Origin of the sequence: Minwuia sp. IMCC3060, assembly GCF_029909435.1 — a bacterium.
Classification (GTDB): domain Bacteria; phylum Pseudomonadota; class Alphaproteobacteria; order Minwuiales; family Minwuiaceae; genus Minwuia.
In genome coordinates, this window is the sequence record NZ_CP123782.1 from 1,997,254 (window position 1) to 2,019,838 (window position 22,585).

Below are 22,585 nucleotides of genomic sequence, written 5' to 3' on the forward strand. Positions count from 1 at the left end.
ACGGTCAGTCGAACGTGCGGGCGTCCTCCACGACGATGCCGTCATTGGGCAGGCTGCCCGGTGCCACGATCTCGACCTCGCCGCGCAGCTTGGTCACGGTGGTGACCGACTGCTTCACGGCATCCAGCAGCGTGGCATCACCCTTCTCCGCTTCCACCATCAGGGTCATCTGATCGCGGTTGTCGGGGTTGGTGATGACGAAGCGGGCCTTGGTCACCTCAGCATGGCGTCCGACGATCTCCCCCACCAGCTTGGCATGGACGAACATGCCCCGGACCTTGCAGGACTGGTCGGCGCGGCCCATCCAGCCCTTGATGCGGGTCGCGGTGCGGCCACAGGGGCTGGTGCCGGGCAGGATGGCGGTCATGTCGCCGGTGCCGTAGCGGATCAGCGGATAGATCGGGTTGAAGGTGGTGACGACGATCTCGCCCACCTCGCCTTCCGCGACAGGCTCCCCGGTGCCGGGGCGGCAGATCTCCAGGATCAGTCCCTCGTCCAGCAGCATCCCCTCGACGGGCAGCGACTCATAGGCAATCAGGCCGACATCGGCGGTGCCATAGCCCTGGGTGGTCTGGATGCCCCGGTCCTCGAACCATTGCCGCAGCGACGGCGGCAGCGGCTCCGCGCCCACCGACGCCTTGCGGTAGGAGGAACTGTCGCGGCCCATCTCGTCGGCCTTTTCCAGCAGGATGCGCAGGAACGACGGCGTGCCGGCATAGGCGGTGGGCTTCAGCCGTTCGATGGCATCCACCTGCATCTCCGTATTGCCGACACCGCCCGGAAAGACGGCGCAGCCAATGGCCCGGCAACCGGTCTCCACCAGCATGCCCGCAGGGGTCAGGTGATACGACAGGGTATTGTGGACAATGTCGCCGCGACGGAATCCGGCGGCATAGAGCGCGCGGGCATAGCGCCAGTGGTCGCGCTGCACCCCGTCCGGTTCGAAGATCGGTCCCGGTGACATGTAGACATGCGCCATGTCGCCGACCGGCACGGCATTCAGCCCACCGAAGGGGGGTTCCGCGTTCTGGGCATCCTGCACGTCCGGCTTGCGGATCACCGGAAGCTGCTGCAGGGCCTCCCGCGAGGTGATGGCCATCGGATCGATGTCCGCATAGAGCTTGCCGAAGAAGCTGCTGTTGGTCTTGGCCAGCGCCACCTGCCCCGGCAATGCAGCCATCAGTTCGGTTTCCCGCTGCTCCGGATCGCGGGTTTCCAGTTCGTCGAAATGCTCAGCCATGGTTCCCTCCCCAGGAATGCGTTCCAATTGCGGACTGTGCCACCGTTCTGTCGGTTTGTCCTCTGACTGTTCCGTCCCTCTCCCCCACCCGGCCCCACCTGATAAGGATACTCCCGTGGGTGGCCGGGTGGGGGAGAGGGACGGAACAGTCAGCAAACAGTCTCTACAGCGTCATGGCGCGGGCGCGGGCGCCGCGTTCGATGGCGGCGGCGGGCAGACGTCCGACGCCAAGGGTCTGGCGAATGATCATCAGGATCTCCAGTTCGACCTGGCTGACCTCCCCGTCGGCCGCCGCCACATCACAGGCCAGCGCATAGGCCGTCTCGCCCAGACGCGGCGGCAGCGCGGCGGCGACGTCCTGCATCAGCAGATCGACACCATCTTCCTTCTCCAGGTAGCCAAGGCAGCTTTCCGCATCGCGGGCCAGTGCGTCATCCACGCTGTAATTGCGGAAGATCGGCAGGATACGGATCATCTCGCTCATCAGGATGACCTCCTGCTCCGCCATTTCCTTGTCGGCGCAGGCCACCAGCACCATCACGTGAATCAGGGCGCTGTGGGGGCTCATCTTTTCGGACATCGGCTGCAGGCTCCATGGAATGTTCTGAGCCGGTAATCTGTCAGGTCAGGCTGCCGTCGTCCATGGCCCGCGCGTGTCTTTCCCGCTCGGCGGCCAGGAAGTCACGTGTTTCAGCCACCGCCTCTGCCAGTCCGACACGCGACACCTCGACATCGGAGGGAAAGGCGTCGCACAGCCGCGTCGGCAGGCGCGGGTCCAGCATGACGAAGACACCCCGGTCACCGCGCTGACGCAACAGCCGCCCGAACGCCTGTTTCAGCTTCAGACGGGTCAGCATGTCGTCATGCGCGCCCTTGCCGAACGCCTCCCGCCGGGCCTTGTGCATGATGTCGGGACGCGGCCAGGGCACACGGTCGAAGACGATCAGACGCAGTGACCGCCCCGGAACATCCACGCCGTCGCGCACCGCATCGGTCCCCAGCAGACAGGAATCCTGCTCGGCGCGGAAGATGTCGACCAGCGTCGGTGTGTCGATGGGATCGACATGCTGGGCATAGAGCGGGATGCCTTGATCCTCCAGCGGGTCCAGCAACCGTTCATGCACCGCTCGCAGCCGCCGGATCGCGGTGAACAGGCCCAGCGCGCCACCGCCCGCCGCCAGGAACAGTTCCCGATAGGCGGCGGAGATCTCGTCCACCCGGTCACGGCGCACATCGCGCACCACCAGGATGCGTGTCTGCCTGGCATAGTCGAACGGCGACGGGACACTGATCCGCTCCGCCGGTTGCACCAGGTGGCGCAGCCCCGTCCGTGCCTCTGCCGTGGCCCAGTCATCGCCCTCCGAGCGGTCCCGCAGGCTTGCCGAGGTGATCACCACACCATGGGCCGGTTTCAGCACCACCTCCGCAAAGGCCTGCATCGGATCGACCAGATGCCGGTGATAGGCCACATCCGCCTCCCGCCCCGCAATACGGCGCAGGGCGAACCAGTCGACAAAGCCCTCCGGCCGTGGACCGCCCAGCCCCTGCAGCATGGAGATCCAGGCCGTCAGCAGGTTGCCCGCACGATAATCCAGGCCGCTTACCGCCGCCTCGATCCGCATCCTCTCCCCGCTCGGCAGTTCATCCGCCTCGTCATCCAGCCGGTCGAGCAGGATCTGGCGCAGTTCCTTCAGCGGTGCCCGCAGCTCCTCCAGCGCCCGCACCAGCCGGGCCGAGGCCTCGACCAGTCCGTCGACCGGCGGGTCGGTCTCGCATTCCAGGCCATAGACATCGTCGGGGTGCGCCGCCCGCGCCCTGACCTGCTGGCGGACCACGGCAAGGAACTGCTCCGTCGGACCGCTCGGGTTCTCGCCCCGCAGCCGCGTCTGCCAGTCGAAGGCCGGCAGGACACGCGCGGCGTGGGTGGCATGATCCAGTGCCGCAACGGCCGCGTCGTCGCCGACGATCAGATCCTGGATGCGGCGGGTCAGGCCGCGCGCGCGGCCACGCGCACCATCCTCCGCCCCCCGGATCCAGCGGCGCAACTCCGCCGCCTCCTGCCCCGACAGCTCGGCAGCGAAGGCGCTGTCGGCGGCGTCGAACAGGTGATGCCCCTCATCGAAGACATAGCGCCCTGCCCGCTGTTCCTCCGCCGCCTGCTGCACGGCGCGGATCAGTACCAGCGCGTGGTTGGCGATGACGATCTCCGCCCGTTCCGAGCGTCTGCGCGAATTCTCGATGAAACAGCGCCGATAGTGGTCACAGGCAGAGAACACACACTCCCCGCGCCGGTCCGCCAGCGCCACGGTGCGCTGCGTGCCGAACAGGGTGACCAGCCAGGCCGGAAAGTCGCCGCCCCCCAGGTCACCGTCACGTGTCACCTCGATCCAGCGCGCCATCAGGGCCAGCGGCACGATGTCGGCCCGCCGCGCCGCGCCGCCCTGCACGGCTTCCTGGAAATTCAGCAGGCAGAGATAGTTCTCCCGGCCCTTGCGGATCACCGCCTTCTCCGCCTTGACATTCGGATCGGTGTAGAGCCGGTCCAGTTCCTGATCCAGTTGGCGCTGCAGGTTCTTGGTATAGGTCGACAGCCAGACGGTGCCGCCATTCTTCTCCGCCCAGACCGATGCCGGGGCCACGTAACCGAGCGTCTTGCCGGTGCCTGTCCCGGCCTCCGCCAGCACCACATGCGGCTCATCGATGCGTTCGCGCGGCGCGAAGGCCATGGTGGCGCGGGTGGCATACTGCTGTTGCGACTGCCGGTCCTCCGCGCCCACGTCCAGCATCTGGCGCAGGCGGTCCAGCGCCTCGACGGGTTCGACCGGCGCATGTCCCGCGGGCGGCAGAGGTGCCAGATCGGGGAAGTCGGCCACCCGCGACCAGGCGTCCAGTCCCCGGAACCGCCCCTTCCCCGCCGTGACACCCAGCGCGCGCAGGACCGGCTGCGCCCAAGACCAGCCGCCATCGGCCATGGCCTGTGCCAGCATCGCGGTGGTGTCGCGGCGCGCATCAGGGGTCAGGGAGAGATCGTGCAGCATAAGTGCCGCCGCCTCGAACAGTTGCGACGGGTCGGGCGGCATCCCGAGTGCGGGCAGGTCCAGCGCGCGCATCAGCCCGTCCGCCGTGGGCAGGCAGAAGGTGCCGGGCCGGGCAAAGGCGAAGAGTTCCAGCAGGTCATAGGCCGCGAAGGTCGCGACCCCCAGCCTGCGCGCCACGGCGGGCATGTTCACCAGCATCGGCGCATCGCCGGTCAGCGCGGCACCAGCGGCACGGGAATCCAGCGTCTCGATCTCCCCGTCGGGGCTGACACGCACGATCCCGCGGCCACTCAGGGCGACGGCGGGACAGTCCGGCATCATGATTTCCGAATCGCGCGTGTTCATCGCTGGACTATATCCACGCCGGGCCTGCAGGGGGACGCGCAAGCGGCTGCGCTTGACCTGTCCCGCGACCGTGCCTAGAGCTAGCCCGCGCGTGGCCTCCCGTCGGGAGGTCAATCAACGGATTCAACGTTTCAGACATAAGGTTCGGCAATGCTGGACAAGACATATCGGCCCCAGGAGGTCGAGCAGCGGCTTTACGAGAGTTGGGAACAGGGTGGCCTGTTCCAGGCGGGACGCAATGACGGCGCGCCCTTCACCATCGTGATTCCGCCGCCGAACGTGACCGGCAGCCTGCACATGGGCCATGCGCTGAACAACACGTTGCAGGACATCCTGATGCGCTGGCACCGGATGAAGGGCCGCGACGCGCTCTGGCAGCCGGGCACCGACCATGCAGGCATCGCCACGCAGATGGTGGTGGAGCGGATGCTGGGCGCTGATGGCATCAGCCGCCACGACCTGGGCCGCGAGACCTTCGTCGACAAGGTCTGGGAATGGAAGGCGGAATCCGGGGGCACCATCACCAACCAGCTTCGCCGCCTCGGCGCGTCCTGTGACTGGAGCCGTGAGCGCTTCACCATGGATGAAGGGCTGTCCGCCGCCGTCACCAAGGTCTTTGTCGAGCTGTACCGCGACAATCTGATCTACCGCGACAAGCGGCTGGTCAACTGGGACCCGAAACTGCTGACGGCGATCTCCGACCTGGAGGTCGAGAGCGCCGAGCAGAAGGGGCACATGTGGCACTTCCGCTATCCGGTCGAGGGTCAGGAAGGCACCTTCATCACCGTCGCCACCACGCGTCCGGAGACCATGCTGGGGGATACAGGCGTCGCGGTTCACCCGGACGACGAACGCTACAGGGACCTGGTCGGCAAGTTCGTCATCCTGCCGCTGGTCGGTCGCCGCATCCCCATCGTTGCCGACGAATATGCCGACCCCGAACAGGGTTCCGGCGCGGTCAAGATCACCCCGGCGCATGACTTCAATGACTTCGAGGTCGGCAAGCGCTGCGATCTGGAGATGATCAACATCCTGGATGCCCATGCGCACCTGAACGAGAACGTGCCGGAAGCCTATCAGGGCATGGAACGTTTCGCGGCGCGGGCGAAGGTCATTGCCGACCTGGACGCGCTGGGCCTGCTGGAGCGGATCGAGGAGATCACGCACACGGTTCCCTTCGGCGACCGCTCCGGTGTGGTCATCGAGCCATGGCTGACCGACCAGTGGTACGCGGATGCCGAGACCCTCGCCCGCCCGGCCATCGAGGCCGTGGAGGACGGGCGCGTCCAGTTCGTGCCGAAGAACTGGGAGAACACCTACTTCGAGTGGATGCGCAACATCCGCCCCTGGTGCATCTCCCGCCAGCTCTGGTGGGGACACCAGATCCCGGCCTGGTACGGCCCGGATGGCGAGGTCTTCGTCGCCTATGACGCGGCGGAGGCGCAGACGCTTGCCGATGCGCATTATGGCAAGACGGTCGAACTGACCCGTGACGAGGATGTGCTCGACACCTGGTTCAGCTCCGCGCTCTGGCCGTTCTCGACCCTCGGCTGGCCGGAGGAGACACCGGAACTGGCCAGGCACTATCCGACGGACGTCCTGATCACCGGCTTCGACATCATCTTCTTCTGGGTTGCCCGGATGATGATGTTCGGCATGCACTTCATGAAGGAAGTGCCGTTCCACACGGTCTATATCCACGCTCTGGTCCGCGACGAGAAGGGCCAGAAGATGTCGAAGTCGAAGGGCAACGTCATCGATCCGCTGGAACTGATCGAGGAATATGGCGCGGACGCGCTGCGGTTCACGCTGGCGGCGATGGCGGCGCAGGGGCGCGACATCAAGCTGTCCGAACAGCGTGTCGCGGGCTACCGCAACTTCACCACGAAGATCTGGAATGCCGCGCGATTCTGCGAGATGAACGAATGCGCGGTTGCGCCGGACTATGATCCGTCGAACCTGCAGCAGCCGGTGAACCGCTGGATCGTCGGGGCGCTGTCGGAAGCGGCGGCCACCATCGACCGGGAACTGGAGGCCTTTCGTTTCAACGAGGCGGCAAACGGTATCTATCGTTTCACCTGGAACCTGTTCTGCGACTGGTATCTGGAGTTCGCGAAGCCCCTGCTGCGGGCCAACGACCCCGATGTTGCCGGTGAGACCCGCGCAACTGCCGCCTGGGTCCTGCAGCGCATCCTGACGATGCTGCACCCCTTCGCGCCTTTCGTGTCGGAGGAACTGTTTCAGCAGATGGGCGGCGAAGGCTCCATTTCCACCACCGCCTGGCCGCAGCAGGACCTGCAGAACGCCGACGCCGCGAAGGAATTCGGTTTCGTCATCGAACTGATCTCCGAGATCCGCTCCGCACGCGCAGAGACCAACGTGCCGCCAAAGGCCGAGCTGGAGGCACATTTCCCGGACCTGGACGCCACCCGCAGAGGCTGGATCGACAGCAACTGGGAACTGGTGTCCCGTCTCGCGCGCCTGTCAGGCATCAGCGAGACCATGCCGGGCGGCGCGTCGGAGATCGTCGTCGACGGGGCGCGGGTCGTGCTGCCGCTGACCGGCGCCATCGACGTCGATGCCGAGAGGACGCGGCTGAACAAGGAAATCGGGAAGCTGGACGCGGAGATCGACCGTATTGCGAAGAAGCTGGCGAACGAGAAATTCGTTTCCCGTGCGCCAGAGCATGTGGTGGAGCAGGAGCGGGAACGCCAGGCCGAGGCCGAGGCGGCAAAGACCAAGCTGGAGGCGGCACTGGGCCGCCTGCCCGCAGCCTGAGCCATGCCGCTCCTGTCGCGCGTTGCAACTGCTGTCGCAATCACGGTCGCGGTGCTGCTCTCAGGGGCGGTCGCTCAGGCACAGGACAGTCAGGCACCGGGCAATCAGGCACAGGGTGCCGATGAGTGGCAGGAGCCGTTCCGGGTCTTTCTGGCAGACCCCGACTACGTGAATGCACTGGGTGAGCAGATCGACCTGGTCGAACAGCAGATCGCGCCCGAATGCATCCAGGTGCTGAAGAATGCCAATCGCCGCGAACTGCGCGTGCGCGTGAAGCCGGTCTTCAAGGCCGGTACACTCTGGCCCATCTGGGGAGAATGGCGGGAACAGATCAGCATCGAACGCTGCAATGAACCCGTGATTCACAACGTTCTGGTCACGGCACGACCGGACGGCGCCCCCCAACTGACATCCCTGCTGCCCGGCAACACGCGGGCAAGCGTGGAAATGCAGATCGCCGCCAGCCGGCCGGTCGTGGACATTGCCAACGCCCGGATGGGCAAGGAATGCCCCTCGGGTCAGCGTGACATTGTCGATACCGTCGTCGTTGGATTTCTCGATGGCACGGAAAAGGAGCCCATCGCCCGGCAGAAATGGCGCGAATACTGGCTGGTACGGCTCTGCGCGAAGTACCTGACGGTTCAGGTCGACTTTCAGCCCGACGGCAAGGGCGGCTTCACCCACAGCACCGATCTGATCGAGTAGCCCGGGCTGGCCGAACAGGTCCCGGCAGGCCACGTCCCGTTCAGTGGGTCGCGGTGTCGGAGAACAGGTGAATCGTCAGCACACCGGCCAGGATCAGCCCCAGACCGAGCAATGCGGGCAGGTCCAGCCGTTCCCCATGCACGATCCAGCCGAATCCGGCGATCAGCACGATCCCGAGGCCTGACCAGACAGCATAGAGCACCCCGATCGGAAAGCGGTCCAGCGCCAGACTGAGCATGAAGAAGGCCAGCCCGTAGAAGCCGAGCGTCAGCACCGTGGGGCCGAGCTTCGTGAATCCCTCCGTCGCCTTCAGCGTGCTGGTGCCCGCAACCTCCCCGACGATCGCGATGACCAGATACAGGTAATGCATGGCTGACCTCTCTGCTGCCCCGCAGATTTGCGGTTGCCTGCCGGTGTGCGCCTGAACTACCCCTGTGGCAAGGGTCCGCTTGCGGAACCGGGCATCAGATGACCACAGAAGGAATTGCGTGATGGAGCGTGGCAGCAGCTATCCCTTTCGGGGCAAGAGCCCGAAGATCGCCGACACGGCCTTCATTGCGCCCGGCGCCCGGCTGATCGGCGATGTGGAGGTCGCGGACCGTGCCAGCGTCTGGTTCAACTGCGTGCTGCGGGGCGACGTCTGCCACATCCGCATCGGCGCCCGCTCCAACATCCAGGACGGCACGGTGATCCATGTGAACAGCGGCGACTTCCCCACGCTGGTGGGGGAGGATGTGCTGGTCGGCCACAAGGTCATGCTGCATGGCTGCGAGATCCAGGACCGGTCCTTCGTCGGGATGAGCGCCGTCATCATGGACGAATGCGTCATCGAGACCGGCGCCATGGTCGCCGCAGGCGCCTTCCTGCCGCCCGGCAAGATCGCCCGCAAGGACGAACTATGGGCCGGCTGGCCCGCCAAACCCATCCGCACCCTCACCGACCGCGAACGCGCCATGATCGCAGGCGGCGCGGCGCATTATGCCGAGCTGGCGGCGGAATACAGGACGCAGCAGGACTAGGTCAGTTCCCCGGCCCGGCCAGCACGGTCACGGCGCAGACGGCTTCCTCGAACCTGTAGACGCCGCCGCCGTTCTCGGCGATGGCGTGACGGGCGCCTTCGACCTGGCGCGGACCGGCTTCGCCGCGCAACTGGGCGACCAGTTCGGCGAGCTGGCCGAGGCCGGTAGCGCCGATCGGGTGGCCCTTTGATTCCAGACCGCCGGAGGGATTGACCGGGATGCGGCCACCAAGCGCCGTGTCGCCACGTTCCGCCGCCCGGCCGCCATCACCGAAGGGCACCAGCCCCAGGTTCTCGACCTGCTGGATCTCACCCATGGCGGTGGCATCATGGACTTCGGCGACGTCGATCACTTCCGGCCCGAACCCGGCCTGCGCATAGGCGCGGTTCGCGGTGCGGCGGGTGATGTGGTTCTCCATGTCCTCCGGCTCCCGGTCGATGCCGGTGCCGAGCACGGAGGCCGCGACCCGCACGGCACGGGAGCGGGTGAAACGGTCAAGCACCGCATCGGACACCAGAATGGCCGCCGCCGCACCGTCGGAGATGGGGGAGCACATGGGCAGGGTCAGCGGCCAGGAGACCGGACGCGCGGCCAGCACTTCCTCGATGCTCACCGCGTCGCGGTACTGCGACTTCGGGTTCAGGGTGGAATGCTGGTGGTTCTTCGAGGCGACGGCGGCCAGATGCCTTTGCGTGGTGCCGAATGTCTTCATGTGGAACTTGGCCCAGCTTGCGTAGACATCCATGAAGGGACTGCGCTGGCCGTTCGGCAGGTTGGCATCGGCGGGGGGTTCCACCCCCTGCCCCAGCCGGTTCAGCCTCTCGAACGTGGCTTCCCGGTCATGCACGTCGATGGCCCCGTCGAAGATCTCGAAGCTGCGGGCCTTGTCGGCGTGGTACATCTTGTCCGACCCGACCGCGAGAGCAATGTCGCACTGTCCTGCCCTGATCGCCGTGTAGGCCGCGTTGAAGGCGGTCGACGCACTGGCGCAGGCGTTCTCCACGTTGGACATCGGAATGCCCTGGAAGCCCATTTCCCTGAGCGCGATCTCGCCCGGCACCAGATACTGCCCCTCCAGCACCCCCTGCGTCGTATTGGAGAACCAGGCGGCCTCCACATCACCGGGCTGCAGGTCGCAGTCGGCCAGTGCCTCGTTCACGGCCATGGCGGTCAGTTGCTTGACGGATGTATCGAGAAAACGCCCGAACGGCGTCATGCCGATACCGACAACATGGACATTGGTCATTGCGGTTCATCCTCCCCAGGTGATTGCCGAAGAAGCATAGCATCAGAGTGCAACGCGAAAAGGGTCAGGCTTTGACCGCGGCCAGTGCCTTCCCGACGGAGGCCGCCAGCCGGTCGACCAGTGTCCCGATCTCGGCATCGGAAATGATGAAAGGTGGCGCGAGCAGCACGTGGTCCCCGTTGCGCCCGTCAATCGTTCCGCCGCCGGGGTAGCAGATCAGCCCCGCGTCCTGCGCCAGCCGCTTGATACGGCCATTGAGGCCAAGCGCCGGGTCGAACGGTTCCTTCGTTTCCCGGTCCCGCACGATCTCGATGGCGCGGAACAGACCCCGTCCCCGGATATCGCCCACATGCGGATGCTGGCCGAAGGCCTGATGCAGCGCGTCGGCCAGCTTCTCGCCCTTCGCGGCGACACCATCGACCAACCCGTCGTCGATCAGCCGCGAGAGCACCGCATCCGCCGCAGCGGATGCTGCCGGATGCCCCATGTAGGTGTGTCCATGCTGGAAGAAGCCTGTCCCGTCGACGAACGCCTGGTAGACACGGGCGCTGACGATTGCCGCCCCCACCGGCTGATAACCGGCCCCCAGCCCCTTGGCGACGGCAATGATGTCGGGCACCACCCCCTCCTGATCGGACGTGAACAGCGCCCCGCAGCGTCCCATGCCGCACATGACCTCATCGGCGATGAACAGGACGCCGTGGCGGTCGCAGATCTCACGGATACGGCGGAAGTAGCCATCGACAGCGGGGACCGCTCCCATGGTTGCGCCAACGACAGGTTCCGCGATGAAGGCTGCGACGGTCTCCGGCCCCAGCCGCTGGATCTCCGCCTCCAGTTCATCCGCGATGCGCAGGCCGTAGTCTGTCTCGCTCTCCCCCGCTTCCTGCCCGCGATAGGCGTAACAGGGCGAGATATGGGACATGCCGATCAGCAGTGGCTCATACAGCCCGCGCCGCCAGCGGTTGCCCCCGGCAGAAAGCGCGCCCAGCGTGTTGCCGTGATAGCTCTGCCAGCGGGCGACGATGTGATGGCGCTGCGGTTGCCCGATCTCGACGAAATACTGCCGCGCCATCTTGATGGAGGCCTCGACGGCTTCCGACCCGCCGGAGACCAGATAGACGTGATCCAGGTCGCCGGGTGCTTCGGCGGCCAGTCGGTCGGCCACCCGCTCCGCAGCGTCAGAGGTGAAGAAACCGGAGTGTGCAAAAGGCAATGCGCCCATCTGCGCCCGCACAGCCTCGATCACCTTCGCGTCGGAATGGCCAAGGCAGGAAACCGCCGCCCCGCCCGACCCGTCCAGGTATCGCTTGCCGTCCCGGTCAATGATCCAGCAGCCGTCGCCGGCAACCGCGACCGGGGGACTGAAGGCCGTATGGCGCGGGAAGACATGACTCATGACAGCTCTCCAGGTTTCGGAACTCTTGTCGACAGGCGCCACCTTGCGCCGCAATTGCCTGTTTTTCCAGCATTCAGGGGCTCACCTTGCGGATGCCCGCATTCTCGTCACAATGAAACCAGCTCAGTGGCAATCAACGAATGATTGACAGGGCAAATAATCGCGCTCATCCAAATACAGGGAGCGAAAAGCGATGAAATCCATCAAGATGCTGGCAGCAGCAGCGGCAGTTGCCGTTTGTGCCACGACGGCAATGGCGGAAGAGAAATTTGTCACCGTCGGCACCGGCGAGATCTATCTGGGCGAACTGAACCCGCGCATCACCGGTGCGTCGTCGATGACCAACTACGCCGCCTTCGCCCACGCGGATGCGCCGCTGTTCCTGTTCCACCTGCTGGAATTCTCCGGCAAGGAGTTCGAACTGGATGTGGAGGAGCTGAACGCACGCTGGTCCTCCGATCCCGACATGATCGATTCCTGGAGCCAGATGGTCATCAAGCACACCGAGGACACGGTCGACATCCTGACCGAGGCGCCGGAGTCCGGCATCTACAAGATGCTGGATGACGGTTCCGTCGTCTTCGACCGCTTCGACTATCACCGCCGCGCGGTGGAGAGCGACCGGGAAGCCTTCTTCCTGCGTATCCTGAAGCCGGGCGACTATCGCTACGAAGGCGCGGACCTGGGCATCCTGGTGACCCGTGGCCGGTCGATGAACAACCGGTTCCGGCTGACGCCCCGGTCGAAGCAGTGGATCGACGGCATCAAGTCGAGCTTCTCCGCCAGGCCCCTGCCGGCGGCGGAGCCGGGACCGGAGCTGTCGGACCCCGCCTTCAAGATCATGTAGGACCGGTCCGGGCGCGGTGTCCCTGACCCCGCGCCCGCGCGCTCACGACGTATATCGGGAGGATATGCAACGGCATGCTGCTGACGTTCCGGGCACGGGCGGAGGCCCAACCAGGCCCTGTCTGGGGCGGCCTCTTCCGCGAATACTGGCCGAACTACCGCAAGTGGTGGGCCGGGTCGGGTGCGGCTGCGCGCCCGACATGGCTCGAAGGGCTGGATGCCATGCGCACCCACATGCCGGAGATCGTGCCGCTGTACGAGGAACTGGTGGAGGTGGCAGGCGGCAAGGACGACCAGGCCCGTTTCCTCAGCTATTACTGCCCTCCCCCCTATCTCTCCGGCTGCAGCCAGGCGATCTGGCCCGGCGGACGGCCAGTGCTGGTGCGCAACTACGACTACAGTCCCTATGCTTTCGACGGCACGATCCTGCGGACGGAATGGCAGGGGCGGACGGTCATGGGCATGACGGACGGACTGTTCGGGCTGGTTGATGGCATCAATGACGCCGGACTGGCCCTGTCCCTGACATTCGGCGGCCGGCAGGTGGTCGGCGACGGCTTCGGTGTGCCGCTGATCCTGCGCTACGTCCTGCAGACCTGCAACACGGCGGACGAGGCAGGCGCGGCCCTGGCACGCATCCCCACGCACATGAGTTACAACGTCACTGCAATGGATGCGAAACGGAACTACGTCACTGTCCACATGGCACCCGACCGTCCGGCCATCGTCACCCATGCCGCCGTCGCCACGAACCATCAGGAGAAGGTCGAATGGGCCAGCCATGCCCGTTTCACCGCAACCGTGGAACGCGAACGCTTCCTGCTGCAGCGCCTGACCCTGCACGTGGAATCGGCGAACCGCTTTGTATCCGCCTTCCTGCGACCGCCACTTTATTCCGTCGCCTTCAACCAGGGTTTCGGCACACTCTATACGGCTGTCTACGAGGGGCGGCAGCGGCGGTTGACCCTGCACTGGCCCGGCAAGACCTGGAAGCTGGAGATGCGCAACTTTCAGGAGGGCAATGCCTCCGTCCGCCTGCCGGACGCTGCCTTGCCGGGCGCGACTAGAAGCACATGAGCCGACAGGCCGAAGGGGAACACGACCATGGCAAGCAACATTTCCGATGACCTGAGGTCTGGCGCGCTGGTCTATCACAGTGTCCCGCGCCCCGGAAAGATCGAGGTCAGTCCGATCAAGCCGCTGGGCAACCAGCGCGATCTGGCGCTGGCCTACAGCCCCGGCGTGGCCGCCGCCTGCGAGGCCATTGTCGACGACCCCAGGGCCGCAGCGCAGATGACGATCCGCGGCAATCTGGTGGCCGTGATCACCAACGGCAGCGCGGTCCTGGGACTTGGTGCCATCGGCCCCCTCGCCGCCAAGCCGGTGATGGAAGGCAAGGGTGTGCTGTTCAAGAAGTTCGCGGGCATCGACGTCTTCGACATCGAGATGGACTGCAACGATCCGGACCGGCTGATCGACGCCATCGCCATGCTGGAGCCCACGTTCGGCGGCATCAATCTGGAGGACATCAAGGCTCCGGAATGCTTCGAGGTCGAGGAGCAGCTCAAGAAGCGCATGGGCATTCCCGTGTTCCATGACGACCAGCACGGCACGGCCATCATCGTCGGTGCCGCCGCGCTGAACGCCATGCAGATCGCGAACAAGAACCTGGCAGATGTGAAGATCGTTGCCTCCGGCGCAGGGGCGGCGGCCCTTGCCTGTCTGCACATCCTCGTCTCCCTCGGCGCGAAGCGGGAGAACATCTGGGTCACCGACATCGAAGGTGTTGTCTACAAGGGCCGTGAGGTGCTGATGGACCGCTGGAAGTCCGTGTTCGCACAGGAAACGGACGCACGGACCCTGGCCGACGTGATCGACGGGGCGGACATCTTCCTCGGCCTGTCCGCAGCCGGGGTGCTGAAACCGGAACTGCTGAAGAAGATGGCGAAGGATCCGCTGGTTCTGGCGCTGGCCAACCCGACGCCGGAGATCATGCCCGACGTCGCGCGCGAGGTGCGTCCGGACATGATGATCTGCACCGGCCGTTCGGATTTTCCCAATCAGGTCAACAATGTGCTGTGCTTTCCCTATATCTTCCGCGGGGCCCTGGACGTCGGTGCGACAGCCATCAACGAGGCCATGAAACTGGCCGCGGTCGAGGCCATTGCCGAACTGGCACACGCCGCCCCCTCCGATGTCGCGGCCAAGGCCTACAGCGGCGAGGCCGAACTGTTCGGGCGCGGATCGCTGATCCCGAATCCGTTCGACCCGCGCCTGATCCTGAAGATTGCCCCCGCCGTCGCCCGGGCCGCCGAGGCCAGCGGTGTCGCCACCCTGCCCATTGGCGACTACGAAGCCTATGAGGAGCGCCTGGAACGCTTCGTCTTCCGCTCCGGCCTGATCATGAAACCGATCTTCGCCCAGGCGAAGGCCGCCCCGCGCCGGGTGATCTATGCGGAAGGTGAGGACGAGCGGGTGCTGCGCGCTGCCCAGGTGGCCCTTGAGGAACGGATCGCCACGCCGATCCTGATCGGGCGGCCTGAAGTCGTGAACCAGCGGCTGGAGCGCTTCGGCCTCTCGATCAGGCCCGGAACCGATTTCGAACTGGTGAACCCGGAGAGCGATCCGCGCTACCGGTCCTATGTCGATACATATCTGGAGCGGGCCTGGCGGCAGGGTGTGACCGCCGACAGGGCACGGACCCTTGTCCGTACCCGCCCGACGGTGATCGCGACACTGGCGGTCCATCGCGGCGATGCCGACGCCATGATCTGCGGGCTGGAGGGGCGTTTCGACCGCCACCTGGACCATATCCGCACGGTGATCGGACTGGCCGAGAATGCGCGGGATTTCTCCACCATCAGCCTGATCCTGCTGTCGAAGGGTGCCTATTTCCTGGCCGACACCTATGTGTCCTATGACCCGACGGCGGATGAACTGGCGGAGCTGGCGATCCTCTCTGCCGGACAGGTGGAACGCTTCGGGATCACGCCGAAGGTCGCCCTGCTCTCGCACTCATCCTTCGGCAGCCGACCGACCGAGAGTTCCCTGAAGATGCGTCACGCGGTGCAACTGATCCGTGAACGCGCTCCGGGTCTGCAGGTCGAGGGCGAGATGCATGGCGACGCCGCCCTGGACGAGGCCTATCGCAAGCGCGCCTTCCCGCTCGCCGCCCTGCATGGCCAGGCCAACATCCTGATCATGCCCAATCTGGACGCGGCCAATATCTCCTACCAGTTGATCAAGTACATGGGCGACGCCCTGCCCGTCGGCCCGATCCTGGTGGGTGCCGCCAAGCCGGCGCACATCCTGACCCCGTCCGTCACGGCACGCGGCATCGTCAACATGACCGCCCTGGCCGTCGTCGAGGCCGGAGCCCGCGAACAGGCCTGACGGTTCGGCTCTCAGGGTCTCATCAGGCAACTCTGGGCTTCACCCCCTCCTCGATCCTCCCCCGTCGAGGGGGAGGAGGAAGAACCGATGCTCCCACACCAACTCTCCTTCCCCCGCGACGGGGGAAGGTCGGGATGGGGGTGAATCGGCGCAGCCGAATGCTCCGAACAGGACGGACGGCCAAAAACCAGCCCGTCAGTGGCCCGGGTTCTGGTCCCTGAAGGCCTGCTGCTGCTCAGGCGTTGCCTCCGTCTGGTACTTCGCCTTCCAGTCCGCATAGGGCATGCCGTAGACGATCTCCCGCGCGTCTTCCTTCGAGAGGTCGAGGCCCTTGTCGTCGGCGGCTTCGCGGTACCAGTTCGACAGGCAGTTGCGGCAGAAACCGGCCAGATTCATCATGTCGATGTTCTGTACGTCCGTCCGTTCCCTGAAATGGCTGACAAGGCGGCGGAACGCGGCGGCTTCGAGTTCGGTACGTGTCTGGTCATCCATGATCATCACTCCGTGTCAGAATCCGGTTCAGAGCGGGCCGCTCCTCCCCATCATGTGGGCCAGTCTGCGCCTCAGTCCAGCCCCAGCACGGTGTCGGCGACGATCTCGTCCACCACGGCCTTGAACGCGGCCCTCGGATTCTCCGCATCCTTCATCGCCGCATCAAAGGTGGCGATCTGGCGGTCGGCGGAGGTGCCGCGGCGCACGATCTCCCGCGCATGCATCACCTCGGCCGTGCAGCCCAGCGCCTCCGCATCCTCCGCGATCAGCTCCAGGATCTCCTCGATCAGTTCGGCATAGGGCACCTGCGCACCGCGCCCGAAGTCCACCAGCGTGCCGGTCACACCGTGCCGCATGGCCAGCCAGCGGTTCTCCCGGATCAGAGCGGCCGGATAGACCCGCCAGCGCTGGTTCCGCTTCTTCAGCCGCCACAGCATGCGCAGCAGGCAGGCATAGATGGCAGCAACGGCGATCGTGTCCTCGACGCGGGTACAGACGTCGGTCATCCGCATTTCCAGCGTCGGAAAGCGGTCGGACGGGCGGATGTCCCACCAGAGCTTGGTCGCATCCTCGATGACGCCGGCACGGATGAACTGGGTCTTCAGCCGTTCATATTCGGCCCAGCTCGCGAAAGCCTCCGGCATGCCGGTACGCGGCAGGGCATCGAACACGGTCAGGCGATAGGACTGCAGCCCCGAACGCTGCCCCTGCCAGAAGGGCGAGGAGGTCGTCAGCGCCAGCAGATGCGGCAGGAAATAGCGCACCTGATTCATCAGGTCGATCCGCAGTTCCGGATCCTCGATGCAGACATGGACATGCATGCCGCAGATCAGCAGGCGACGCACGACCGTCTGCAGGTCACGGGCCAGCGTGAGATAGCGGTCCTTCTGCGTCGGCTCCTGCTCCTTCCACTCCGCGAAGGGGTGGGAAGATGCGGCGGCGAAGGCCAGTCCTTCCTCCGTCACGGCGGTCCGAACGGCCCGGCGCAGTTCGATCAGTGACGACTTGGCCTCCGAAATCGTGCGGCAGACGCGGGTACCGACCTCGATCTGCGCCCGCAGGAATTCCGGCGTCACGATCTGGTCCGGCGCCAGCGACTGGGCATGTTCCAGGATGCTGTCGGGCGGGCGGGACGCCAGATTGCCCGTGACGGGATCAATCAGCAGATATTCTTCCTCGATCCCGATGGTGAAGGACGGGCTGTCGTCACTCATGGCAATACTCCCAGCGGCTCCAGCATCTCCCGGAAGGCATCCCCGATCAGGACGGCCCATTCCTCCGCGCCCGCCTCAGTCTCGATCAGGTCCTGGCGGATCTCCAGCGCGACATAGGGCCGGCCTGCGCTGATCCCGTGGTGATAGATCGAATAGGATCGCGGCTCGTTCACGGCATAGGGCTGGTTGTCGCCGACGGTGATGTCACCGTTGCGCCGCAGCACCTGCAGCAGCCGGTCGCTCTCCGGGCTCTCGTGATCGTGCAGCACGCCCAGATGCCACGGACGCCGGATGTCGCGAATGATGGGCGTGAAGCTGTGGATGAACAGCAGTGGTGGGGGCGTCTCTGCCGTCAGCCCGTGCACCTGCCGCTCCACCTCGTTGTGGTACTGGCTGTGCCAGGAGAGCCGGTGCGCCCGCTCCGCCTCCGACAGGTCCGCATTGCCGATCACCTTCGTCCCGTCGGAGAAGGCGGCAATGGCCGTCGGGTCATCCGGATAGCGGTTCAGGTCAACGAACAGACGGGAGGTACCGCCCAGGATGGCCGTGGCATCCAGAATCTCCGCCAGATGACGGGTGACGGCGGCGGCCCCGACATCCCAGGCGATATGTTCGAACATCTTGTCCGGGTCGATGCCAAGGGTGCCGTAGCCTCGCGGCAGGGCGTTGGAGGCATGGTCGCAGATCAGCAATGCCCTTGCCTTCCCCTGCCCGTTGAACAGGTGAAAGGCCGGTGGCTGAACGTCGGCTGTGGGTCGCAAGGAGAAGGGATCAAACATGGGCGGCAGAATAGACGCTTTTCCGAGGCTGCAAAGAAGGCCACCCTGCGCCACAAACCCGCACACCTGAAAGAGCCTATCCATGACAGCGAAGACCGCCCTGCCCCCGCAGCTCGACAATGACCTGTTGTTCAATGCCGACGGGCTGATTCCAGCCATCGCCCAGCAGCATGACACGGGCGAGGTGCTGATGATGGCCTGGATGAACCGGGCCTCCATTGCCGAGACCCTGCAGACCGGTCAGGTCTGCTACTGGTCCCGCTCCCGCCAGGCCTTCTGGCGCAAGGGCGAAAGCTCCGGCCACGTCCAGCGCCTGCAGGAGATGCGCTACGACTGCGACGGCGACACCATCCTGCTGCTGGTGGACCAGACCGGCCCGGCCTGCCACACCAACCGCAGAAGCTGCTTCTACCGCGCCGTGCGCGACGACGGGGTGGAGGAGATCATGCAGCCGGCGTGAGTCAGGAACGCCTGCCCCTGCCGCAACACCTGCCCTGTCCGTGCTCCAACGAAAAAGCCCCGACCGCGATGGCCGGGGCTTTCCGTTTCAGCATGTGAACCGGATCAGAGACCCAGGATCAGCTTCGCCATGATGTTGCGCTGGATCTCGTTCGATCCGGCATAGATCGAGACCTTGCGGTAGTTGTACATCTTCGGCCCGACACCGGCGGCCCAGTCGGGGCCGATCGGCGGCTCGTTGGAGCCCCACTTCAGCGGCTGGAACGGCGTCTGCTTGATGCCCGCCGCCTCGAAGGCCAGTTCCGACACAAGCTGCTGCAGTTCGGAACCGCGGCACTTGATCATCGAGCTTTCCGGCCCGGGATTCTGGCCACCGGCCAGACGGCCCAGCACGCGCAGTTCGGTATATTCCATTGCGGTGATCAGGGTATCGGCATCCGCCATCTTCTTCTGGAAGACCGGATCATCGGCGACACGCTCACCGTTCTCCTGCTCCTCCGACGCGATCTGGCGCACCTTCTCCATGCCGCGCTTCAGGCCCTGGCTGTAGGTTCCGCCACGCTCGAACTCCAGCAGGTACTTGGCGTAGGTCCAGCCCTTGTTGACCTCACCGATCATGTTCTCCTTCGGGACCTTCACATCCTCGAAGAAGACCTGATTGACCTCCTGATAATCCTTCTCCGGCATGTCCATGGTGATGATCGGATCAACCGTGACACCCGGCGACTTCATGTCGATCAGGATGAAGGAAATGCCTTCCTGGCGCTTGCCCTCGTTGGAGGTGCGGACCAGGCAGAAGATCCAGTCGGCATACTGGGCGACGGAGGTCCAGATCTTGGACCCGTTCAGCAGCCAGTGATCGCCCTTGTCCTCGCACTTCATCTTGACGCTGGCGAGGTCGGAACCGGAGCCCGGCTCCGAATAGCCCTGGCAGATGATCAGGTCAGCAGCCTGGATCTTCGGCAGGAAGTCGGATTTCTGCTTCTCGGAACCGAATTTCATCAGCACCGGGGCCAGCATGCGCGGGCCGAAGGGAATGACGATCGGGGCGCCAGCCGCCGACATCTCGGCGTCATAGATGTACTTCTGCGTCGGGGTCCAGCCGCAGCCGCCATGCTCCACCGGCCAGTGCGGCGTGGCCCAGCCCTTCTTGTGCAGCGCCTTCTGCCAGCGCACATGCAGATGCTTCGGCATGTAACCGGCCCGTGTCTTCTTCATCGCAGCCTTCAGTTCGTCGTCGAAGGCCTCGTTCAGAAACGCACGAACCTCGTCGCGGAACGCCATGTCCTCGGCAGAAAAGCTGACATCCATGATCAATACTCCCCGGAATCCTGATGGATCCATTAGATGCTGATTTTCAGGGCTGGATCAACCTATTTACCTTTACGTAAGGTAAGTGAAACGGGGGGCGCAGCCATGTGCTTCCCGGTACTGCACAAGGCCATCTGAATCATGGAAGATTGCGCAAAACAGAATGCAGCATATCCGGGGGGATTGATCACATGTCACGCTTTGAAATCGCGCCAGGCGAGAGCCTTTACTTCGAGTATGATCCGCCGACCGGCGACATGCAGACATTCGTTTTCGTCAATGCACTGACCGGAAACGCGGCGGCCTGGCAGGCGGAAATCGGCCCCGCGCTGCGCGACGCCGGCTATGGCACGCTCTGCTACAACTTCCGCGGACAGGTGGAGACCGAGTTCGGGCCTGACACCGATCTGCGCCCGACACTGGTGGCGGAGGATCTGAAGCGGCTGATGGCACACCTGCAGCCGCCGCGGCCCATTCTCGTCGGCCTGTCGATCGGCGGCCTGTTCGCGGCGGAGGCCTGGCTGGACGGGGTCGCGGCGGAAGGGCTGGTGCTGATCAACACCCTGCGCAAGCCCGGCCCGCGCATCGAATGGCTGGGAACGGCAATGGTCGCCATGGCACGTCACGGCGGTTCACGCCTGATGATGGAGGCCAATCTGCCGATGCTGGTCAATCCCGATCAGCTTGTCGCCATGCGGCCCGACATGTTCCCCGGCACACCCTACGAGCCCATGTCCCCCGATGACGGCCTGTTCCGCCTGATGGAAGGATCCGTCGCCACCGACTGGGACTTCCCCTGGTCGCGCCTGACCCTGCCGACGCTGGTCATGACCGGTCTGCACGACCGGGTGTTCCGGGTGGCGGAAGATGTCGAGGAACTGACCGCCCTGATCCCCGATGCCCGTCCGGTAACCGTGGAGGACGCCGGTCACCTGATCCCGGCGGAGCGCCCTGCGACCTTCACGCGTCACCTGCTCGACTTCGCGCGCAGCCTTCATGACTGACGAACAGGTGGCCCCGAAGGGATTTCGCGAACGCTTCGCGCTGGGGCTCAACAACCACTTCTTCTACGGCTGGATCATGCTGGGCGTGGCGGCCATCGTGCTGCTGGCCAGCGGCCCCGGCCAGTCCCATACCATCAGCGTCTTCGTCAGTATCCTGGTGGAGGATCTGGGCATCTCGGCCACGGCCGTGTCCTTCGCCTACGGCTTTGCCACCCTTGCCGCGGCATTCCTGCTGCCCTTCGTCGGGCGGCAGGTGGATCGCCACGGCATGCGCAGGACGGCGCTGGTCATCACGGTCCTGTTCGCCCTTGCCTGCGTCGCCTTCTCCCAGGTCACAGGCACGGTCATCAGTGTCTTCGGTGTCTTCGAGATTGCGATCTGGCTGACCCTCGGCTTCGGCCTCCTGCGCTTCCTCGGTCAGGGCGCGCTGATGCTGAATGCGGTCAACCTGATCTCCCAGTGGTTCTCGGCCAAGCGCGGCTTTGCCATGGGGCTGGTGATGCTGGGTTTCGCCGCCTCCATGGCCATCCATCCGCCGCTGGCCCAGTGGCTGATAGACAGCGGCGACTGGCGCTCTGCCTTTATCTGGCTGGGTGTTCTCAGCGCGCTGCTGCTGCTGCCCGGGTTGCTGTTTCTCGTCTTCAACAAGCCGGAGGATCTCGGCCTGCTGCCGGACGGTGCCAGGGCCGCGCCGGACGCGACCGAGAGCGAGAAGAAGCCGGAATTCGGCCTGACGCTGGCGGAGGCAACCCGTACACCGACGTTCTATCTGGTCGCCCTGGGACTGTTCTGCTTTGCCATGCTGGTCACCATGCTGCACCTGTTCCAGATCTCGATCTTCGAGGCGCAGGGCCTGGGCCGGGAACTGGCCTCCCTCATCTTCCCCGTGTCCGCCGTGGCGATGGTGATCTGCATGCCGCTGCTGGGGCGCATGCTGGACAGGTTCCGCACGGAGTGGGTCTTCGCCGGCGGTCTGCTGGTCATGGCTGCTGCCCTCGTCGCGGCCGGCAATGTCACCGACCTGACGTCGGGGCTGGTCTACGGCGTCGTCTTCGGCATCAACAATGCGGTGTCGATGACCTTCTTCGGCTTCATGTGGCCGCGCTATTTCGGGCGCAAGCACATCGGCTCGATCCAGGGCACGGGACAGATGATCGGGGTCGTGGGTGCCTCACTCGGCCCCCTGCCCCTGGGCATCGCCTACGATCTCACGGGCGACTACACGCTGACCCTGATCGCCTTCGCGGCGATGCCGGTGGCGGCGGCGGTGCTGGTTGTGCTGTTCCTGCGTGACCCGAAGCAGCTCGCCGACTGAGT

Annotated in this window: 18 protein-coding genes and 1 pseudogene; 9 read left to right on the top strand and 10 right to left on the bottom strand. The window is 65.2% G+C overall.

Translation table 11 applies throughout. The features are described from left to right. Positions 1–4: 4 nt before the first annotated feature. From QGV54_RS09360 to QGV54_RS09370, 3 genes are all read right to left on the bottom strand, one after another. Entirely contained in the window at positions 5–1,240 is a 1,236-nt protein-coding gene (locus tag QGV54_RS09360; protein ID WP_281017104.1) for an AMP-binding protein, read from the bottom strand. 163 nt (positions 1,241–1,403) lie between these two features. Further along, positions 1,404–1,820 carry a tellurite resistance TerB family protein gene (locus tag QGV54_RS09365; protein WP_281017103.1) on the bottom strand — a complete coding sequence of 139 codons (417 nt, stop codon included), beginning with the start codon at positions 1,818–1,820 and terminating at the stop codon, positions 1,404–1,406. A 40-nt stretch (positions 1,821–1,860) separates the two neighbouring features. After that, positions 1,861–4,623, bottom strand: coding sequence for an ATP-dependent DNA helicase (locus QGV54_RS09370; protein WP_281017102.1), 2,763 nt, complete (start codon positions 4,621–4,623; stop codon positions 1,861–1,863). 150 nt (positions 4,624–4,773) lie between these two features. Here QGV54_RS09370 and QGV54_RS09375 point away from each other — a divergent pair, with 150 nt between their 5' ends. Next, positions 4,774–7,401: a valine--tRNA ligase gene (locus tag QGV54_RS09375; protein ID WP_281020141.1), complete on the top strand. Its 2,628-nt coding sequence runs from the start codon at positions 4,774–4,776 to the stop codon at positions 7,399–7,401. A 3-nt stretch (positions 7,402–7,404) separates the two neighbouring features. Continuing rightward, positions 7,405–8,106: a hypothetical protein gene (locus tag QGV54_RS09380; protein ID WP_281017100.1), complete on the top strand. Its 702-nt coding sequence runs from the start codon at positions 7,405–7,407 to the stop codon at positions 8,104–8,106. A gap of 40 nt (positions 8,107–8,146) precedes the next feature. Here the strand turns inward: QGV54_RS09380 and QGV54_RS09385 are convergent, their stop codons facing one another. After that, positions 8,147–8,476, bottom strand: coding sequence for a multidrug efflux SMR transporter (locus QGV54_RS09385; protein ID WP_281017099.1), 330 nt, complete (start codon positions 8,474–8,476; stop codon positions 8,147–8,149). Between the two features lie 121 nt (positions 8,477–8,597). Between QGV54_RS09385 and QGV54_RS09390 the strand changes: the two genes are divergently transcribed. Then, positions 8,598–9,125, top strand: a complete 528-nt coding sequence (locus tag QGV54_RS09390) for a gamma carbonic anhydrase family protein (protein ID WP_281017098.1) — start codon at positions 8,598–8,600, stop codon at positions 9,123–9,125. Between the two features lies 1 nt (position 9,126). Here the strand turns inward: QGV54_RS09390 and QGV54_RS09395 are convergent, their stop codons facing one another. Together QGV54_RS09395 and QGV54_RS09400 are read right to left on the bottom strand one after the other, a co-directional pair. Then, entirely contained in the window at positions 9,127–10,371 is a 1,245-nt protein-coding gene (locus QGV54_RS09395) for a thiolase family protein (protein ID WP_281017097.1), read from the bottom strand. 64 nt (positions 10,372–10,435) lie between these two features. Beyond that, entirely contained in the window at positions 10,436–11,770 is a 1,335-nt protein-coding gene (locus QGV54_RS09400; RefSeq protein WP_281017096.1) for an aspartate aminotransferase family protein, read from the bottom strand. Between the two features lie 283 nt (positions 11,771–12,053). Between QGV54_RS09400 and QGV54_RS09405 the strand changes: the two are divergent. The 3 genes and pseudogenes from QGV54_RS09405 to QGV54_RS09415 all read left to right on the top strand — a co-directional run. After that, positions 12,054–12,617 (top strand): annotated as a pseudogene (locus QGV54_RS09405) (biotin carboxylase); the annotation flags it as partial. A 74-nt stretch (positions 12,618–12,691) separates the two neighbouring features. Beyond that, positions 12,692–13,693 (top strand): C45 family peptidase, encoded by a 1,002-nt coding sequence (locus tag QGV54_RS09410; protein ID WP_281017094.1) that lies wholly within the window; start codon positions 12,692–12,694, stop codon positions 13,691–13,693. 27 nt (positions 13,694–13,720) lie between these two features. Further along, positions 13,721–16,009 carry an NADP-dependent malic enzyme gene (locus QGV54_RS09415; protein WP_281017093.1) on the top strand — a complete coding sequence of 763 codons (2,289 nt, stop codon included), beginning with the start codon at positions 13,721–13,723 and terminating at the stop codon, positions 16,007–16,009. Between the two features lie 195 nt (positions 16,010–16,204). On the opposite strand, the gene QGV54_RS09420 is transcribed toward QGV54_RS09415, so the two are convergent. From QGV54_RS09420 to QGV54_RS09430, 3 genes are all read right to left on the bottom strand, one after another. Continuing rightward, a complete protein-coding gene (locus tag QGV54_RS09420) occupies positions 16,205–16,507 on the bottom strand; it encodes a DUF1244 domain-containing protein (protein WP_348637620.1) in 303 nt (100 codons plus the stop codon). A 65-nt stretch (positions 16,508–16,572) separates the two neighbouring features. Next, a complete protein-coding gene (locus QGV54_RS09425) occupies positions 16,573–17,715 on the bottom strand; it encodes a carboxylate-amine ligase (protein WP_281017091.1) in 1,143 nt (380 codons plus the stop codon). Further along, a complete protein-coding gene (locus tag QGV54_RS09430; protein WP_281020142.1) occupies positions 17,712–18,476 on the bottom strand; it encodes an N-formylglutamate amidohydrolase in 765 nt (254 codons plus the stop codon). Before QGV54_RS09430 ends, QGV54_RS09425 begins: the two co-directional genes overlap by 4 nt. A 100-nt stretch (positions 18,477–18,576) precedes the next feature. Here QGV54_RS09430 and hisI point away from each other — a divergent pair, with 100 nt between their 5' ends. Next, complete coding sequence (gene hisI / locus QGV54_RS09435; protein WP_281017089.1) at positions 18,577–18,954, top strand: phosphoribosyl-AMP cyclohydrolase; 378 nt, start codon at positions 18,577–18,579, stop codon at positions 18,952–18,954. A gap of 104 nt (positions 18,955–19,058) precedes the next feature. Here the strand turns inward: hisI and QGV54_RS09440 are convergent, their stop codons facing one another. Further along, positions 19,059–20,264, bottom strand: a complete 1,206-nt coding sequence (locus QGV54_RS09440) for an acyl-CoA dehydrogenase family protein (RefSeq protein ID WP_281017088.1) — start codon at positions 20,262–20,264, stop codon at positions 19,059–19,061. Between the two features lie 191 nt (positions 20,265–20,455). Here QGV54_RS09440 and QGV54_RS09445 point away from each other — a divergent pair, with 191 nt between their 5' ends. Beyond that, a complete protein-coding gene (locus QGV54_RS09445) occupies positions 20,456–21,268 on the top strand; it encodes an alpha/beta fold hydrolase (RefSeq protein ID WP_281017087.1) in 813 nt (270 codons plus the stop codon). Then, positions 21,261–22,583: an MFS transporter gene (locus tag QGV54_RS09450; RefSeq protein WP_281017086.1), complete on the top strand. Its 1,323-nt coding sequence runs from the start codon at positions 21,261–21,263 to the stop codon at positions 22,581–22,583. The genes QGV54_RS09445 and QGV54_RS09450 overlap by 8 nt, the downstream gene beginning before the upstream one ends. Positions 22,584–22,585: the final 2 nt, after the last annotated feature.

Excerpts from the sequence above, each read along its gene's own strand:
- QGV54_RS09445 (WP_281017087.1), top strand. The coding sequence starts at position 20,456 with ATGTCACGCTTTGAAATCGCGCCAGGCGAGAGCCTTTACTTCGAGTAT.
- QGV54_RS09440 (WP_281017088.1), bottom strand. The coding sequence starts at position 20,264 with ATGGATGTCAGCTTTTCTGCCGAGGACATGGCGTTCCGCGACGAGGTT.
- QGV54_RS09400 (WP_281017096.1), bottom strand. The coding sequence starts at position 11,770 with ATGAGTCATGTCTTCCCGCGCCATACGGCCTTCAGTCCCCCGGTCGCG.
- QGV54_RS09410 (WP_281017094.1), top strand. The coding sequence starts at position 12,692 with ATGCTGCTGACGTTCCGGGCACGGGCGGAGGCCCAACCAGGCCCTGTC.
- QGV54_RS09390 (WP_281017098.1), top strand. The coding sequence starts at position 8,598 with ATGGAGCGTGGCAGCAGCTATCCCTTTCGGGGCAAGAGCCCGAAGATC.
- QGV54_RS09380 (WP_281017100.1), top strand. The coding sequence starts at position 7,405 with ATGCCGCTCCTGTCGCGCGTTGCAACTGCTGTCGCAATCACGGTCGCG.
- QGV54_RS09385 (WP_281017099.1), bottom strand. The coding sequence starts at position 8,476 with ATGCATTACCTGTATCTGGTCATCGCGATCGTCGGGGAGGTTGCGGGC.
- QGV54_RS09375 (WP_281020141.1), top strand. The coding sequence starts at position 4,774 with ATGCTGGACAAGACATATCGGCCCCAGGAGGTCGAGCAGCGGCTTTAC.
- QGV54_RS09370 (WP_281017102.1), bottom strand. The coding sequence starts at position 4,623 with ATGAACACGCGCGATTCGGAAATCATGATGCCGGACTGTCCCGCCGTC.
- QGV54_RS09450 (WP_281017086.1), top strand. The coding sequence starts at position 21,261 with ATGACTGACGAACAGGTGGCCCCGAAGGGATTTCGCGAACGCTTCGCG.
- QGV54_RS09420 (WP_348637620.1), bottom strand. The coding sequence starts at position 16,507 with ATGATCATGGATGACCAGACACGTACCGAACTCGAAGCCGCCGCGTTC.
- QGV54_RS09395 (WP_281017097.1), bottom strand. The coding sequence starts at position 10,371 with ATGACCAATGTCCATGTTGTCGGTATCGGCATGACGCCGTTCGGGCGT.
- QGV54_RS09360 (WP_281017104.1), bottom strand. The coding sequence starts at position 1,240 with ATGGCTGAGCATTTCGACGAACTGGAAACCCGCGATCCGGAGCAGCGG.
- hisI (WP_281017089.1), top strand. The coding sequence starts at position 18,577 with ATGACAGCGAAGACCGCCCTGCCCCCGCAGCTCGACAATGACCTGTTG.
- QGV54_RS09415 (WP_281017093.1), top strand. The coding sequence starts at position 13,721 with ATGGCAAGCAACATTTCCGATGACCTGAGGTCTGGCGCGCTGGTCTAT.
- QGV54_RS09365 (WP_281017103.1), bottom strand. The coding sequence starts at position 1,820 with ATGTCCGAAAAGATGAGCCCCCACAGCGCCCTGATTCACGTGATGGTG.
- QGV54_RS09425 (WP_281017091.1), bottom strand. The coding sequence starts at position 17,715 with ATGAGTGACGACAGCCCGTCCTTCACCATCGGGATCGAGGAAGAATAT.